Origin of the sequence: Sphingomonas folli (genome assembly GCF_019429525.1) — a bacterium.
GTDB lineage: Bacteria > Pseudomonadota > Alphaproteobacteria > Sphingomonadales > Sphingomonadaceae > Sphingomonas > Sphingomonas folii.
Genome location: NZ_JAHXZL010000002.1, coordinates 395510 through 409857 on the forward strand (window position 1 = coordinate 395510; position 14348 = coordinate 409857).

Sequence of the window (14348 nt, forward strand, 5' to 3'; positions counted from 1 at the left end):
GCGCGGCGGGGCCGGTTGCCGGCCCCACGATCGCGCCGGTGCCCCGACGAGGGGCTCAAATGGGAATGCGGTGAGGGGATCACTCCCCGACTCCGCGGCTGTCCCTGCAACTGTGAGCGGCGAGCGAGCGGCACGTGCCTCCTGTTCCAACAGGGGGCGGTCACTGGAGCGCGGGGTTCGCCCCGTCCCGGGAAGGCCGTGCCGGGAGCGACGACCCGCGAGCCAGGATACCTGCCGGCGCAGGGTCGCTCTTGCCTTTGGTCCAGGGGATGGCCGGGCACGGTGTTCCGTCTGAGCGACGAAGCCATGCGGCCGGGGCCGCAGCGGCGCGTGGCACGGGCGACGGCGGGCGCCCGTCCGTGGTGCGCGCCGGCCGACCTTCGGCCCCGGTCCACGCACCGTCGCGGCGCCCCGAAGGAACATCATTGCGCGACCTTTCCAAGGTTCCCGTCACCGTCGTCACGGGCTTCCTCGGCGCGGGCAAGACCACGCTGATCAGCCACCTCATCCGCCACGCCGGCGGGCGGCGGCTCGCCGTCGTCGTCAACGAGTTCGGCACGCTGGGCGTCGACGGCGCGATCCTCGAGCATTGCGCCATCCCCGACTGCCCGGCGGAGAATATCGTCGAGCTCGCCAACGGCTGCATCTGCTGCACCGTGGCGGACGATTTCATCCCGACGATCGAGCGTCTGCTCGCGCTCGAGCCGCGCGCCGACCATATCCTGATCGAGACCTCGGGGCTGGCGCTGCCCAAGCCACTACTAAAGGCGTTCGACTGGCCCGCGATCCGCTCGCGCGTGACGGTCGACGGCGTGATCGCGCTGGCCGACGCCGAGGCGGTCGCCGCCGGCCGCTTCGCGCCCGATCCCGCGGCGGTCGCCGCCCAGCGCGCCGCCGACGCCGAGGTGGACCATGACACGCCGCTCGCCGAGGTGTTCGAGGACCAGCTCGCCTGCGCCGACGTGGTGCTGCTCACCAAGGCCGATCTCGCCGGCGCGGACGCGGTGGCGGCGGCGCGCGCGATCGTGCTCGCGGAGGCGCCGCGGCCGGTGCCAGTGGTCGCGCTGGTCGACGGCGCGATCGACCCCGGCGTGATCCTCGGGCTCGGCGCCGCGGCGGAGGACGATCTCGCCGCGCGACCGTCGCATCACGATGGCTTCGACGACCATGAGCACGACGACTTCGACAGCCTCGTCCACGAGCTGGGCGAGATCGACGATCCCGCGGCGCTCGCCGACCGCGTCGCTCATTTCGCGCGCGACCGCGACGTGCTGCGCGTCAAAGGCTATGCCGCGGTGCGCGGCAAGCCGATGCGGCTGCTGGTGCAGGCGGTCGGCGCGCGGGTGCGCACCAGCTACGATCGGGCGTGGCGCGCCGACGAACCCCGTCGTACCCGGCTGGTGGTGATCGCCGAGCGCGGAAGGGTCGACGCCGCGGCCGTCGGGGCAGCGCTCGCCGGCTGAGCGCGCGATGCACGTCCTCTTCCGCGAGACGCACGCGCTGGACGGCGCGGCGGCACCGCGCGACCTCGCGCAGTCGCCGGCCGACCTCGTCGTCCTGTCCTTCTCGGACAGCGACCTGCAGGCCTTCGCCACAGGCTGGCACGCCGCCGCGGCGAGCGGCGCGGCGCTGCCGTCGCTGCGGCTCGCCAACCTCGCCGAGCTGACGCACCCGCTCTCGGTCGACACCTATGTCGAGGCCACGCTGGCGCACGCGCGCGCGATCCTGGTGCGGCTGATCGGCGGGCGCTCCTATTGGAGCTATGGGTTGCAGCAGCTCACGCGGGTGGCGATGGAGCGCGGGATCGCGCTGGCGGTGCTGACCGCCGACGGACGCGACGACGCGGCGCTCGACGGCGCCTCGACGCTGCCGCTGGGCGAGCTGCGCGCGCTGGCCCGCCAGTGCGACGCGGGCGGCGCCGAGGCGGCGCGGCGCGCGCTGGCACTGCTGGCGCGCGCCGCGGGGCTCGCCGCCGCGCTGCCCGAGGAGACGCCGCCGCTCGCCGCGGTCGGCGGCTGGAGCGCGGGGACGGCGCCGGCCTGCCCCGCCGCGCTCGCCTTCGCGGTGGAGCCCCCCCGCGCGCTGATCGTCTTCTATCGCTCCTACCGGCTCGCCGGCGACGTCGCGCCCGTGGCGGCGCTGCAGGAGGCGCTCGGCGCGCGCGGCCTGCCGACGGCGGCGCTATTCGTGCCCTCGCTCAAGGAGCCCGAGGCGCGCGGCTGGCTGCGCCGCTGGGTCGCCGCGCTGGCCCCGGAGGCGATCGTCGGCGCCACCGCCTTCGCCGCCGGCGACGGCGACGATCCCTCACCGCTCGACGCCGCGGGGGCGCCGGTCTTCCAGGTGGCGCTGGCGACGTCTGAGCGACGCGACTGGGCCGCGGCGGTACGCGGCCTATCGCCGGCGGACCTCGCGATGCACGTCGTGCTGCCCGAGCTGGACGGGCGCGTGTTCGCCGGCGTGGCGAGTTTCAAGGACTCCGGCGCGCGCGACCCGGCGCTGGAGTTCGCGCGCCGCGCGCACCGACCCGACCTGGCGCGGGTCGCGGCAATCGCGGACCGGGTCGCCGGCTGGGTCGCGCTCGCGCGGAGGCCGCGCCGCGAGCGGCGGGTCGCGCTGGTGCTCTCGACCTATCCGGGCAAGGCCTATCAGCGGGCGCACGCGGTCGGGCTCGACCCGCTCGCCTCCGCCGAGGCGATGCTGCGCGATCTGGCCGACGCGGGCTATGCCGTGGAGCCGGGCGGGGTCGAGGCGCTGTGTGAGGTGGGAGACATCGCCGACTCCGCCTTCGTTCCCCGGCGCAGGCCGGGGCCCAGCTGGGAAGGCCGCGGTGATCTTCCTGCGACGTTCCCCGACTGGGCCCCCGCCTTCGCCGGAGAACAGGTAGAGAATGGGGCCGAATCCGCCGCTCCGGACGCTCCCCCCGCGACCTCCCTCACCTACCCCCTGGTCGCTTACGAAGACGCGCTCGCCACCCTCCCCGCCGCCCTCCGCGAGTCGCTCGCCGCCACCTGGGGCGCGCCCGCCGGCGACCCCGCCGTCGCGGACGGTCACTTCCACTTCGCGGCGGTCGAGCGCGGCCACGCCCTCGTCGCGCTCCAGCCCGAGCGCGGCGACCCGCGGACGAGGGGCGACGACTATCACGACGTCGCGCGCGTGCCGTGCCACGCCTATGTCGCTTTCTACCTCTGGCTACGCGCGCGCGGCACCGACGCGATCGTCCATGTCGGCGCGCACGGCACGCTCGAGTGGCTGCCCGGCAAGGCGGTGGCGCTGTCGGACGAATGCTGGCCCGAGGCGCTGATCGGCGCGATCCCGCTGATCTATCCCTTCATCGTCAACGATCCCGGCGAGGCGGCGCAGGCCAAGCGCCGCGCCGCCGCGGTGACGCTCGGCCACCTGCCCCCGCCGCTGGTCGTCGCCGAGGACAGTGCCGGGCTCGCCCGGCTCGAACTGCTGCTGGATGAATTCTCCGCCGCCGACGGGCTCGACCCGGCGCGGCGCGCGCGGCTGGTCGCCGACATCGCCGACGAGGCCCGGGCGACCGGGCTCGCCGCCGAGCTCGACCTCGCCGGCTGCGGCGGTGACGCGGAGCGGGTCACCCGGATCGACGCCTTCGTCTGCGACGTGAAGGACTCGCGCTTCGGCGACGGGCTCCATGTCTACGGTCGCGGCGAGAGCGGTAAGGCCGAGCGCGGGGGACTGCTCACGGCGCTGGACGGGCGTCGCGTCGCCGCCGGGCCGGCGGGCTCGCCCGCGCGCGGCGCCGCGGTGCTGCCGACCGGACGCAACCTCTACGCCGTCGATCCCCGCGCCACGCCGTCGCGCGCCGCGCATCGCCAGGGCGTCGCGCTCGCCGAGGAGCTGCTGCGCCGCCACCTCCAGGACGAGGGTGAGTATCCGCGCGCGCTGGTCGTCGACCTGTGGGGCTCGGCGACGATGCGCACCGCCGGCGAGGAGTTCGCGATGGCGCTCCACCTGCTCGGCGCCGCGCCGCTGTGGGATGACGGCTCGGACCGAGTCACCGGGATCGAGATCCTGCCGCTCGCGCTGCTCGACCGGCCGCGCGTCGACGTGACGCTGCGGATCTCGGGCCTGTTCCGCGACACCTTCCCGACGCTCTGCGCGCTGTTCGGCCAAGCGGTGCGCGCGCTCCACGCGCGCGACGAGCCGCCCGCGCTCAACCCCTTCGCCGGCACCACCGCCGAGCCGCGGGTCTATGGCCCGGCGCCCGGCGGCTACGGCGTCGGGCTGGGCGACAGCGTCGAGCGCTACGACGCGGCGGGGCGCGCCGCCGCCGGCGAGAAGTGGTTCGCCGCCTCGTCGCACGCGTACGACGACGCGGTGAGCACGCCCGCGGGCCACGGCGACGTCACCGGGCTGCGGCGCCGCGTCGCCGCCGCGGGGGCGCTGGTCCACCCGCACGACCTGCCCGAGAGCGACCTGCTCACCGCCGCCGACGTCGCCGCGCATGTCGGGGGCTTCGCCGCGGCCAAAACGGCGCTGGGCGGCGCGGCGCGGCTGCTCCACCTCGATAGCCGGGACCCGACGCGGCCGCGCGCGCGCCCGATCGGCGAGGAGATCGCGCGGGTGATGCGCGCGCGCGCCGGCAACCCGCGCTGGCTCGCCGGTATGATGCGCCACGGCTATCGCGGCGCGGCAGAGATAGCGGCGACGCTCGATCATCTCGCCGCCTTCGCGCATCTCGCGCGCGCGGTGCCGCCCGCGCTGCTCGACCTCTACCATGACGCGACGCTGGGAGACCCGGCGGTGCGCGACTTCCTCGCCGCGGCCAACCCGGCGGCGCTGGCGGCGATGGAGGCACGCTTCCGCGCACTGCACCGCTCGGGCCTGTGGCCCACGCGGCGGAACGCGATCGTCGCCGCCCTGGCGGACGCGACGTGAGCGCGGTGCGCGGCTGGTGCCCGAGCGCGTGGCGACCGATGGCGGCGGGCGATGGCCTGCTGCTACGGGTGCGCCCCCCGCTGGCGCGGCTCACGCGCGCGCAGGCGCTGTTGGTGGCGGAGTTGGCGGCGACGGGCGGCAACGGCGCGATCGACCTCACCCGCCGCGCCGCGCTCCAGCTGCGCGGGTTCGACGCGGCGGGCTGGCGGCAGGCGACCGAGCGGCTCGTGGCGGCGGGTCTGGTCGATCCCGACCCCGCGATCGAGGCGGTGGCGCTGACGGTCGCACCCGACTGGCGCGAGGGCGACGACACCCACCGCGTCGCTCGGGCGCTGATGGCGCGACGCGGCGCGCTGCCGTCGCTGCCGCCGAAGTTCGGGATCGCCGTCGACGCGGGGACTCGCGCGGTGCTGGGTGACACGCCGGCGGACCTGCGTGTGGAGCGCGCCGGCGACGGCGGGCTGATCCTGCGCGCGGACGGGCGCGGCGTGGGGGTGCATCTGGCGCCAGGGCGTGAAGGTGACGCGGTGGTGGCACTCGCGCGCTGGTTCGTCGCGAGCGGCGGCGCGGCGGCAGGGCGGATGGCGCGCCACGCGGCGGCGCTGCCGGACTGGGCGGTCGGGGAGACCAGGCCGCTCACCGGCCAGTCACCGGGCGCGCAGGTGGCGCCGCGCTTCGGCCGGATGACCGGCGCGGAACTGGCAGCGCTCGCCGATGGCGCCGAGGCGCTGCGGGTGACGCCGTGGCGGTCGCTGCTGGTGGAGCGCGGCGACGTCGCTTCGCGCGCCGGCATATGTCGTCCCGAGATCTTCCCCTGCCAGGAGAGTGGGCAGGCCGAGGGGCTGACGGAGGGGTCTCGCCTCCACCAGCCTGCGGCTGGTCTCCCTCCCCTCGCATGGGAGGATGGCGCTCGGTGCGGCGACCAGACTTATCACCGTGACGACCGGTCGAAAGACACCGCGGCAGACACGTTCTCGCTCGACGCCTGCGTCGGCGCGCCGGCCTGCCCGCAGGCGAGCGTCGCCACCCGCGCGCTCGCCGATCGGCTCGCCGACGCGCGCGTCGCCGGCCCGATCCACGTCTCGGGCTGCGCCAAGGGCTGCGCGCGCGGCGCGCCCGCCGCGCTCACGATCGTCGGGCGCGACGGCCGCTACGACCTCGTCCGCGACGGCCGCGCCGACTCGCCCCCCCGCCTCCGCGGCCTCACCGCCGCCGCGCTGCTCGCCCATCTGGGAGCCGACTGAATGCGACCTGCCCATGAGACCGACGGCGCGGCGATCTACCGCCAGTCGTTCGCGATCATCCGCGCCGAGGCCGATCTCGCGCGCTTCTCCGCCGCGGAGGAGCCCGTCGCGGTGCGGATGATCCACGCCGCCGGCCTGGTCGCGCTCGCCCGCGACATCCGCTTCTCGCCCGGCTTCGCGGCCGTCGCGCGTGCCGCGCTGGCGGCGGGCGCGCCGATCCTGTGCGACGCGCGCATGGTGAGCGAGGGGGTCACGCGCGCGCGCCTGCCCGCCGACAATGCGGTGGTCTGCACGCTCCACGACCCCACCGTCCCCACGCTCGCCGCCGCGCTCCGCACCACGCGCTCCGCCGCCGCGCTCGAGCTGTGGCGCCCGCACCTCGCCGGCGCGCTGGTGGCGATCGGCAACGCGCCCACCGCCCTGTTCCACCTGCTCGCGATGCTCGACGATCCGGCCTGCCCGAGGCCCGCGGCGATCATCGGCTGCCCGGTCGGCTTCGTCGGCGCGGCCGAGTCGAAGGACGCGCTCTGGGCCGAGGCGCCGGTGCCCTGCGCGATCGTGACCGGGCGGCTCGGCGGCAGCGCGATCACGGTCGCGGCGATCAACGCGCTCGCGGGCGCGGCCGAGTGAACGCGGGGACGATCCACGGCGTCGGACTCGGGCCGGGCGCGGCGGACCTGATGAGCGTCCGCGCCGACCGGCTGGTGCGCGGCGCGCGCCACCTCGCCTTCTTCCGCAAGCGCGGGCGACCCGGCCACGCGCGCCGCCTGGTCGAGGGCATGCTGCGCGCGGACGCGGTCGAATATGCGATGGAATATCCGGTCACGACCGAGCTGGCGGTGAGCGACCCGGCCTATAACGCCGCGCTCGCCGCCTTCTACGCCGAGAGCGCCGCGCATCTCGCCGCGCTCGCCCGCGCGGGGGAGGAAGTGGTGGTGCTGTGCGAGGGCGACCCGTTCTTCTACGGCTCGTTCATGCACCTGCACGCGCGGCTGGCAGGCGCGGTGCCGGTGGCGGTGGTGCCCGGCGTCACCGGCATGTCGGGCGCCTGGACCGCGAGCGGCGCGCCGATCACCTGGGGCGACGACGTCCTCACCGTCGCCACCGCGACGCTGCCCGAGGCCGAGCTGACCCGCCGCGTGCGCGACACCGACGCGCTGGTGGTGATGAAGGTCGGCCGCCACCTGCCCAAGCTGCGCCGCGCGCTCGCCGCGGCGGGACGCGAGCGCGCGGCGTGGCTGATCGAGCACGCCGCGATGCCCGAGCAGCGCGTCGTGCCGCTCGTCGAGGCGGGGGAGACCGCGCCCTATTTCGCGATCGTGCTGGTCCACGGCCGGGGGCGGCGCCCATGACCGCGCCCACGACCGCGCTCATGCCGGCGCCACCGCCCGCGGGCTGGCTCGCGATCGCGGGTCTCGGGCCGGGTGACGCGGCGCTCGTCACGCCCGAGGTGAGCGCGGCGCTCGCCGCGGCGACCGACGTGATCGGCTATGTCCCCTACGTCCGCCGAGTCGAACCGCGCGCCGGGCTGACCCGCCATGAGTCGGACAATCGAGTCGAGCTCGACCGCGCGCGCCACGCGCTCGGGCTGGCGGCGGCAGGCGCACGGGTCGTCGTCGTCTCGTCGGGCGACCCCGGCGTGTTCGCGATGGCGGCGGCGGTGTTCGAGGCGATCGAGCACGGCGAGCCGGGCTGGCGCACCCTCGACGTGCGCGTCCTCCCGGGGATCACCGCGATGCTCGCCGCGAGCGCGCGCGCGGGGGCGCCGCTCGGGCACGACTTCTGCGCGATCAATCTCTCCGACAACCTCAAGCCCGCCGCCCTCATCGAGCGTCGGCTACGGCTGGCGGCGGAAGCCGATTTCGCGATCGCGCTCTACAACCCGCGCTCGCTCGCGCGCCCCGACGGCCTCGACCGCGCGCTGGCGGTGCTGCGCTGCGCCTGCGCCGACCCGCGCCCGGTGCTGTTCGCGCGCGCGGTGACGACCCCCGCGGAGTCGCTGCGGGTCGTGCCGCTGACCGAGGCGAGCGGCGACATGGCCGACATGCGGACGCTGGTGATCGTCGGCTCGAGCCGCACGCGGCTGATCGAGCGCGGCGGCGCCCCCTGGCTCTACACGCCGCGGTCGGTCGAGTGAGCGAGCCAGTCGAGCACCGCGGCGACGCTGTCGCTTGTCCGCCGCTCGGGCAGCGCGGGACGGTCGATCATCAGCACCGGCACGCCGAGCCCGCGCGCCGCCGTCAGCTTGGCCGCGGCGCCCTCGCCGCCCGCGTTCTTGCACACGATCAGCTCGGTGCCGTGTTCCACGAGCAGCCGCCGGTCGCCCGTCTCGGTGAACGGTCCGCGATCGATCACCAGCCGGTGGTGCGGCAGCGCGGGAGCGTGCTCGGGCCGGTCGACGAAGCGGAGCAGGTAATCGTGCTGCGGGCGCGCGGCGAAGCGCTCGACGTGCATCCGCCCGAGCGCGAGCATGACGCGCCGCGGCGGCCCGTCGAGCGCGGCGACCGCGGCGTCGAGGTCGGCGACATGGGTCCATCGATCGCCCGACCGCGCGCGCCACGCCGGCCGGGTGAGCGCCATCAGCGGCACGCCCGCGCACCGCGCCGCGGCGACCGCGTTGGCGCTGATCCGCGCGGCGAAGGGATGGGTGGCGTCGACCACGTGCGTCACCCGCTCGGCGCGCAGCCAGGCGGCGAGCCCCTCCGCCCCACCGAAGCCGCCGACGCGTACCGGGACGGGCTGCGGGCGCGGCCGAGCGGTGCGGCCGGCGTAGCTCAACGTCGCGCGCAGGCCCCGCGCCGCGACCGCGGCGGCGAGCGCGCTCGCCTCGGTGGTGCCGCCGAGGATCAGGAGGTGCGGCATGGCTGAGCGGGGTCCGTGGCTGACGATCGTCGGGATCGGCGAGGATGGACCCGCCGGGCTGTGCGCCGCAAGCCGCGCCGCGCTCGACGCCGCCGCGCACGTGATCGGCGCGACGCGCCAACTCGCGCTGCTGCCGCCGCTGGACGCGACGCGGGAGGAGTGGCCGGTGCCCTTCGCCAGGGGAGTCGACCGATTGCTGGCGCGGCGCGGCGTGCCCACGGTGATGCTCGCCTCGGGCGACCCCTTCTGGTTCGGCGCGGGCGGCACGGTCACCGCGCTGCTCGGCCGCGACGAGTGGGTCGCTCATCCCGCGCGCTCCACGTTCGCGCTGGCGGCGGCTCGGCTCGGCTGGCGGCTGGAGGAGACGGCCTGCCTGGGGCTGCACGCCGCACCGCTCGCCCGGCTGCGCCCGCTGCTCGCGCCGGGGCAGAAGGCGATCGTGCTGGTGCGCGACGGTGACGCCGCGGCGGAGGCGGCGCGCTATCTCACCGCGCAGGGCTTCGGCGCGAGCGCGGTGACGGCGCTGGAGGCGCTCGGCGGCGCACGCGAGCGGGTGCGCACGACCGGGGCGGCGGGGTGGGACCTAAACGACGTCGCGCACCCTGTCGCGCTCGCGATCGCGGTGGCGGGTGACGGCCGCGTGCTACCGCGCGCGAGCGGGGTCGCCGACGATTGGTTCGCGCACGACGGCCAGCTCACGAGACGGCCGCAGCGCGCGCTGGCGCTGTCCGCGCTCGCGCCGCGGGCGGGCGAGCTGCTGTGGGACGTGGGCGCCGGCTCGGGCTCGATCGCGATCGAGTGGCTGCTCGCGCACGCGCACAACGCGGCGGTCGCGATCGAGCGCGATCCCGTCCGCGCCGCGCGCGCGCGCGCCAACGCCGACGCGCTCGGGGTAGACCGCCTTCGGCTGGTCGAGGGCGCGGCACCCGGCGCGCTCGTCGACCTGCCGCGGCCCGACGCGGTGTTCGTCGGCGGCGGGCTGTCCGGCGCGCTGCTCGACCGGCTGTCCGCGACGTTGCCCGCCGGCACGCGACTGGTCGCGCACGCGGTGACGCTCGAGTCCGAGGCGCTGCTCGCCGCGCGCCACGCCGCGCAGGGCGGCGCGCTGCTGCGCGTCGAGCTCGCCGAGGCGGCCCCGCTGGGCACGCGCCGCGGCTGGCGCGCGAGCTACCCGATTGTGCAGTGGAGCGTGACGCTGTGATCGTCGCCGGCTTCGGCTGCCGCGCGGGCGCCACCGTCGAGTCGCTCGCCGCCGCGCTCGCCGCCGCGGCCGAGGGGCGGCGGATCGACCGGCTCGCCGCGCCCGCCGACCGGGTCGCGCTGCTCGCGCCGCTCGCGCGCGCGCTCGACCTCCCCGCCGTCACGGTCGCCGACGCGGCACTCGCGGCGGTAGTCACGCCGACCCGCTCCCGCGCCAGCCTCGCCGCGCGCGGGACCGGCAGCGTCGCCGAGGCCGCCGCGCTCCACGCCGCCGGGCCGGGCGCGCGGCTGCTCGTCGCGCGCCGCGTCTCCCCCGACCGCCGCGCCACCTGCGCGCTCGCCCAAGGAACCCCATGACCGTCCATTTTATCGGCGCCGGCCCCGGCGCGCCCGACCTGCTGACGCTGCGCGGCCGCGACCTGATCGCGACCTCGCCGGTGTGCCTCTACGCCGGCTCGCTCGTCCCCGCCGCGGTGCTGCGCCACTGCCCGGCGGGCGCGCGGATCGTCGACACCGCCCCGCTGTCGCTCGACGACATCGTCGGCGAGATCCTCGCCGCGCACGCCGCGGGGCAGGACGTGGCGCGACTCCACTCGGGCGACCTGTCGATCTGGTCGGCGATGGGCGAGCAGGTGCGCCGGCTGCGCGCGCTCGGCGTCCCCGTCACCGTGACGCCGGGCGTGCCCGCCTTCGCCGCCGCGGCCGCCGCGCTGGAGAGCGAGCTGACCTTGCCTGGCGTGGCACAGTCGGTGGTGCTCACGCGCACGCCGGGGCGCGCCAGCGCGATGCCGCCAACGGAGACGCTCGCCGCCTTCGCCGCGACGGGCGCGACGCTGGCGATCCACCTGTCGATCCACCGCCTCGCCGAGGTAGTCGAGGCGCTGCTACCGACCCATGGCGGCGACTGCCCCGCCGCGGTGGTCTGGCGCGCGAGCTGGCCCGACGAGCGCGTGGCGCGCGCGACGCTGGCGACCTTGGTCGACGCCGCCGCCGGCGGCCCGGAGCGGACCGCCCTGATCCTGGTCGGCCGCGTGCTCGGCGCCGAGCATTTCGACGAGAGCCGGCTCTACGCGCCCGACTATGATCGCCGCTTCCGTCCCGCCGCGGGCGCGAGGGCGTGACGCCGGGGCTGATGATCGCCGCGCCCGCCTCGGGCAGCGGCAAGACGACGGTGATGCTGGGACTGCTCCGCGCGCTGTCGGAGGGTGGCGTCGCGGTGCAGCCGTACAAGAGCGGGCCCGACTATATCGATCCCGCCTTCCACCGCGCCGCCTGCGGGCGCGACTCGTACAATCTCGATGGCTGGGCGATGCCGGGCGCGCTGCTCGACTCGCTCGCCGGCCACGCCGAAGGCGCCGAGCTGGCGCTGGCCGAGGCGTCGATGGGGCTGTTCGACGGCGTCGCGACGCCGGGGCAGAGCGGCAACGGTGCGGGGTCGGAGATCGCGCGCCGCTTCGGCTGGCCGGTGGTGCTGGTGCTCGACGTGAGCGGCCAGGCGCAGTCCGCCGCCGCCACCGCGCTCGGTTTCGCCGCGCTCGACCCTGCCGTGAGGATCGCCGGCGTGATCCTCAACCGGGTCGCGAGCGCGCGGCACGAGCGGCTCGCGCGCGCGGGCATGGCGGCGGCGGGGATCGCGGTGCTCGGCGCGCTGCCGCGCGACCCCGCGCTGCGCCTGCCCGAACGCCACCTCGGCCTCGTACAAGCGGGCGAGCACGCGGATCTGGAGCAGCGGATCGCCGCGCACGCCGCCTTCGTCCGCGCGCACCTCGACGTGGCCGCGCTGCGCGGGCTCGCCGCGGGTGGGATCGGCGGCGGCGCGGCGGCGGCGATCGCCCCGCCGGCGCAGCGGATCGCGCTGGCGAGCGATGCCGCTTTCTCCTTCACCTACCCGCACCTGCTCGCCGGCTGGCGCGCGGCGGGGGCGACCCTGCTCCCGTTCTCGCCGCTCGCCGACGAGCCGCCCGCCGCCGACGCCGACCTCGTCTGGCTGCCCGGCGGATATCCGGAGCTGCACGCCGGCCGCGTCGCCGCGGCGGGGCGCTTCCTCGCCGGGCTGCGCGCGCACGCCCAGACTCGCCCGATCCACGGCGAGTGCGGCGGCTATATGGTGCTCGGCGAGACGCTGGTCGACGCCGACGGCACGCCCCATCGCATGGCCGGGCTGCTCGGGCTGGTGACCAGCTACGCGACGCGGCGGCTCCATCTCGGCTATCGCCGCGCCACGCTGGCGCGGCCGCTCGGCGCCATCGCGCGCGACACGGTGCTGTTCGGCCACGAGTTCCATTATTCCTCGGTCCTCGCCCAGCCCGACGCGCCGCTCGCCGCGGTGACCGACGCCGACGGCGCCGCGGTGGCGGAGAGTGGCTCGAGCCGCGGGAGCGTCACGGGCAGCTTCTTTCACCTGATCGCGGCGGCGCGATGATCGCGCTCAGCCTCATCGGGATCGGCACGGGCAACCCCGACCATCTCACCCGCGCGGCCGAGGCCGCGATGCGCGCCGCCGACCTGATCCTGCTGCCCCGCAAGCGCGCCGAGACCGCCGAGCTGCTCGACCTGCGCGCCACGATCTGCGCCGCGGTGGTCGGCGCGACGGCACGCACCGCCACCTTCGACGTACCCGAACGCGACCCGGGGCCGCCCTATCTCGACGGCGTCGAGGCGTGGCACGACGCCATCGCCGCGGCGTGGCGCGACTCGATCGCGCGTCACCTGCCCGACGGCGGACGTGTCGCGCTGCTCGTCTGGGGCGACCCGTCGCTCTACGACAGCAGCCTGCGCATCGCCGCGCGACTCGGCGCGGGCGCGCAGAGGGTGACGGTCGGGGTGGTGCCCGGGATCACCAGCCTCCAGGCGCTCGCCGCGGCACATGCCGTCCCGCTCACCGCGCTCGGCGCGCCGCTGCTCGTTACCACCGGGCGGCGGCTCGCGGCGGAGGGCTGGCCCGCCGGTGTCGAGACGGTCGCGGTGATGCTCGACTCGGGCTGCGCGTTCGAGCGGCTGGACCCGTCGGGCACGATGGTCTGGTGGGGCGCCTATCTCGGCATGGCGCAGCAGTCGCTGCTCGCCGGTCCGCTCGCCGAGCTCGCGCCCACGATCCGCGACGAGCGCACCCTGCTGCGCGCCCGCCACGGCTGGATCATGGACTGCTATCTGCTCCGCCGCGACGCAGCTCACGCAGCCGCCAGCGGTCGCTGAACGACAGCGCGACGGTGGCGAGCGGCGCGACGTCGATCGCCAGCGTCCCCGCGACCGGCAGCCCCAGCGCGTGGGCCAGCGCGGCGCGGATCACCGCCGCGTGGGTCACCGCGAGCCATCGCCCCTCGCCCGCCCGCGCGAGCGAGTCGAGCCACGCGCCGACCCGCGCGCGCACCTGGTCGAGCGACTCGCCCGACGGCGCACCGCGCTCGGGCGCCGCGCCCCACGCCGCCAGCTCGGCGGGCGGCAGCGTCGCGAGCCCGCGACCGCGCCACGCGCCGGCGTCCTGGTCCGCGAGCCGCGGTTCCTCCGAGGCGGACAGACCCAGTGCCGCGACCGTCTCGCGCGTCGAGCGCTCGGGCGCCGTCACGCAGCGCCACGACGCCGCCGCGCCGAGCCGCAGCGCTTGTACCTTGGCGAGTCCGGCGGGATCGAGCGCGTCGTCGGGCGCGGCGAAGCGCGCGGCACGCGTCGCCTCGGTGGCGCCGGCGCAGAGCAGCAGCAGGCGAATGGTCACGATGGGGTTCCTGCTCGGTTGACGCGGTGCCGCGCAGCCGCCACAGCTGCGTCCCTCAGCACCGGGCGGGAAGCCGGTGAGACTCCGGCGCGGTCGCGCCACTGTGATCGACGGCCCACGGGCTGTCGAGAGTCAGACCCCGCCCGGCGCGTCAACCCGCTATTCCGGGCGCGCTTCCCCGGACTGGAGCCGAACCGATGACCAGCCGCGTCGCCGTGCGCCCGCTCGCCGCCCCTACACCCGCTCCCACCGGTGCGATCCCGCTCGCCGAGATCGCGCCGTGGGCAGTCTTCGCCGCGGTCGTGGCGCTGATCCTGCTCTATCTCGTCAGCACCGAACAGGGCGCCTTCGCGCTGTTCAAGGGCATGTACGTCCATGAGTTCGTCCATGACGGGCGACACCTGCTCGGCTTCCCCTGCCACTAAGCG

General features: G+C 76.5%; 14 protein-coding genes and 1 riboswitch. Of the genes, 12 read left to right on the plus strand and 2 right to left on the minus strand.

The features are described 5' to 3' along the window. Positions 1-24 precede the first annotated feature (24 nt). Positions 25-253: riboswitch (cobalamin riboswitch) on the plus strand. A 172-nt stretch (positions 254-425) separates the two neighbouring features. From cobW to cobJ, 6 genes are read left to right on the plus strand one after another with little or no spacing between them, the layout of a single operon-like run. Continuing rightward, positions 426-1463, plus strand: a complete 1038-nt coding sequence (cobW, locus tag KZ813_RS04485) for a cobalamin biosynthesis protein CobW (RefSeq protein ID WP_219753749.1) — start codon at positions 426-428, stop codon at positions 1461-1463. 7 nt (positions 1464-1470) lie between these two features. After that, positions 1471-4902, plus strand: coding sequence for a cobaltochelatase subunit CobN (gene cobN / locus KZ813_RS04490; RefSeq protein ID WP_219753750.1), 3432 nt, complete (start codon positions 1471-1473; stop codon positions 4900-4902). Then, positions 4899-6146, plus strand: a complete 1248-nt coding sequence (locus tag KZ813_RS20030) for a ferredoxin-like domain-containing protein (RefSeq protein ID WP_308461781.1) — start codon at positions 4899-4901, stop codon at positions 6144-6146. Before cobN ends, KZ813_RS20030 begins: the two co-directional genes overlap by 4 nt. Further along, positions 6147-6776, plus strand: coding sequence for a precorrin-8X methylmutase (locus tag KZ813_RS04500; RefSeq protein WP_219753751.1), 630 nt, complete (start codon positions 6147-6149; stop codon positions 6774-6776). Beyond that, positions 6773-7498, plus strand: coding sequence for a precorrin-2 C(20)-methyltransferase (cobI, locus tag KZ813_RS04505; RefSeq protein ID WP_219753752.1), 726 nt, complete (start codon positions 6773-6775; stop codon positions 7496-7498). The genes KZ813_RS04500 and cobI overlap by 4 nt, the downstream gene beginning before the upstream one ends. Further along, entirely contained in the window at positions 7495-8283 is a 789-nt protein-coding gene (cobJ, locus tag KZ813_RS04510; RefSeq protein ID WP_258046393.1) for a precorrin-3B C(17)-methyltransferase, read from the plus strand. The genes cobI and cobJ overlap by 4 nt, the downstream gene beginning before the upstream one ends. Here cobJ and KZ813_RS04515 read toward each other — a convergent pair. Continuing rightward, positions 8259-9008, minus strand: coding sequence for a cobalt-precorrin-6A reductase (locus KZ813_RS04515; RefSeq protein ID WP_219753753.1), 750 nt, complete (start codon positions 9006-9008; stop codon positions 8259-8261). The genes cobJ and KZ813_RS04515 overlap by 25 nt on opposite strands. Here KZ813_RS04515 and cbiE point away from each other — a divergent pair. Genes cbiE through cobF form a run of 5 tightly spaced genes read left to right on the plus strand, consistent with a single transcriptional unit; the run spans position 9007 to position 13403 of the window. Next, positions 9007-10209, plus strand: a complete 1203-nt coding sequence (gene cbiE / locus KZ813_RS04520) for a precorrin-6y C5,15-methyltransferase (decarboxylating) subunit CbiE (RefSeq protein ID WP_219753754.1) — start codon at positions 9007-9009, stop codon at positions 10207-10209. The genes KZ813_RS04515 and cbiE overlap by 2 nt on opposite strands. Next, a complete protein-coding gene (locus KZ813_RS04525; protein WP_308461782.1) occupies positions 10191-10565 on the plus strand; it encodes a cobalamin biosynthesis protein in 375 nt (124 codons plus the stop codon). The genes cbiE and KZ813_RS04525 overlap by 19 nt, the downstream gene beginning before the upstream one ends. After that, positions 10562-11329, plus strand: a complete 768-nt coding sequence (cobM, locus tag KZ813_RS04530) for a precorrin-4 C(11)-methyltransferase (RefSeq protein WP_219753755.1) — start codon at positions 10562-10564, stop codon at positions 11327-11329. The genes KZ813_RS04525 and cobM overlap by 4 nt, the downstream gene beginning before the upstream one ends. 11 nt (positions 11330-11340) lie before the next feature. After that, positions 11341-12630 (plus strand): cobyrinic acid a,c-diamide synthase CobB, encoded by a 1290-nt coding sequence (locus KZ813_RS04535; protein WP_219753860.1) that lies wholly within the window; start codon positions 11341-11343, stop codon positions 12628-12630. Then, positions 12627-13403 carry a precorrin-6A synthase (deacetylating) gene (gene cobF / locus KZ813_RS04540; protein ID WP_219753756.1) on the plus strand — a complete coding sequence of 259 codons (777 nt, stop codon included), beginning with the start codon at positions 12627-12629 and terminating at the stop codon, positions 13401-13403. Before KZ813_RS04535 ends, cobF begins: the two co-directional genes overlap by 4 nt. Here cobF and KZ813_RS04545 read toward each other — a convergent pair. Next, on the minus strand, positions 13345-13920 hold the full coding sequence (locus KZ813_RS04545) for a histidine phosphatase family protein (protein WP_219753757.1): 576 nt from the start codon (positions 13918-13920) through the stop codon (positions 13345-13347). The genes cobF and KZ813_RS04545 overlap by 59 nt on opposite strands. Before the next feature lie 197 nt (positions 13921-14117). Between KZ813_RS04545 and KZ813_RS04550 the strand changes: the two genes are divergently transcribed. Continuing rightward, positions 14118-14345 carry a CbtB domain-containing protein gene (locus tag KZ813_RS04550; protein WP_219753758.1) on the plus strand — a complete coding sequence of 76 codons (228 nt, stop codon included), beginning with the start codon at positions 14118-14120 and terminating at the stop codon, positions 14343-14345. The last annotated feature ends 3 nt before the right edge of the window (positions 14346-14348 follow it).

Bases quoted from the DNA above. Each gene is read 5' to 3' on its own strand.
- cobN (WP_219753750.1), top strand. From the start codon at position 1,471: ATGCACGTCCTCTTCCGCGAGACGCACGCGCTGGACGGCGCGGCGGCA.
- KZ813_RS04500 (WP_219753751.1), top strand. From the start codon at position 6,147: ATGCGACCTGCCCATGAGACCGACGGCGCGGCGATCTACCGCCAGTCG.
- cobJ (WP_258046393.1), top strand. From the start codon at position 7,495: ATGACCGCGCCCACGACCGCGCTCATGCCGGCGCCACCGCCCGCGGGC.
- cbiE (WP_219753754.1), top strand. From the start codon at position 9,007: ATGGCTGAGCGGGGTCCGTGGCTGACGATCGTCGGGATCGGCGAGGAT.
- KZ813_RS04515 (WP_219753753.1), bottom strand. From the start codon at position 9,008: ATGCCGCACCTCCTGATCCTCGGCGGCACCACCGAGGCGAGCGCGCTC.
- cobM (WP_219753755.1), top strand. From the start codon at position 10,562: ATGACCGTCCATTTTATCGGCGCCGGCCCCGGCGCGCCCGACCTGCTG.
- KZ813_RS04535 (WP_219753860.1), top strand. From the start codon at position 11,341: ATGATCGCCGCGCCCGCCTCGGGCAGCGGCAAGACGACGGTGATGCTG.
- cobF (WP_219753756.1), top strand. From the start codon at position 12,627: ATGATCGCGCTCAGCCTCATCGGGATCGGCACGGGCAACCCCGACCAT.
- KZ813_RS04550 (WP_219753758.1), top strand. From the start codon at position 14,118: ATGACCAGCCGCGTCGCCGTGCGCCCGCTCGCCGCCCCTACACCCGCT.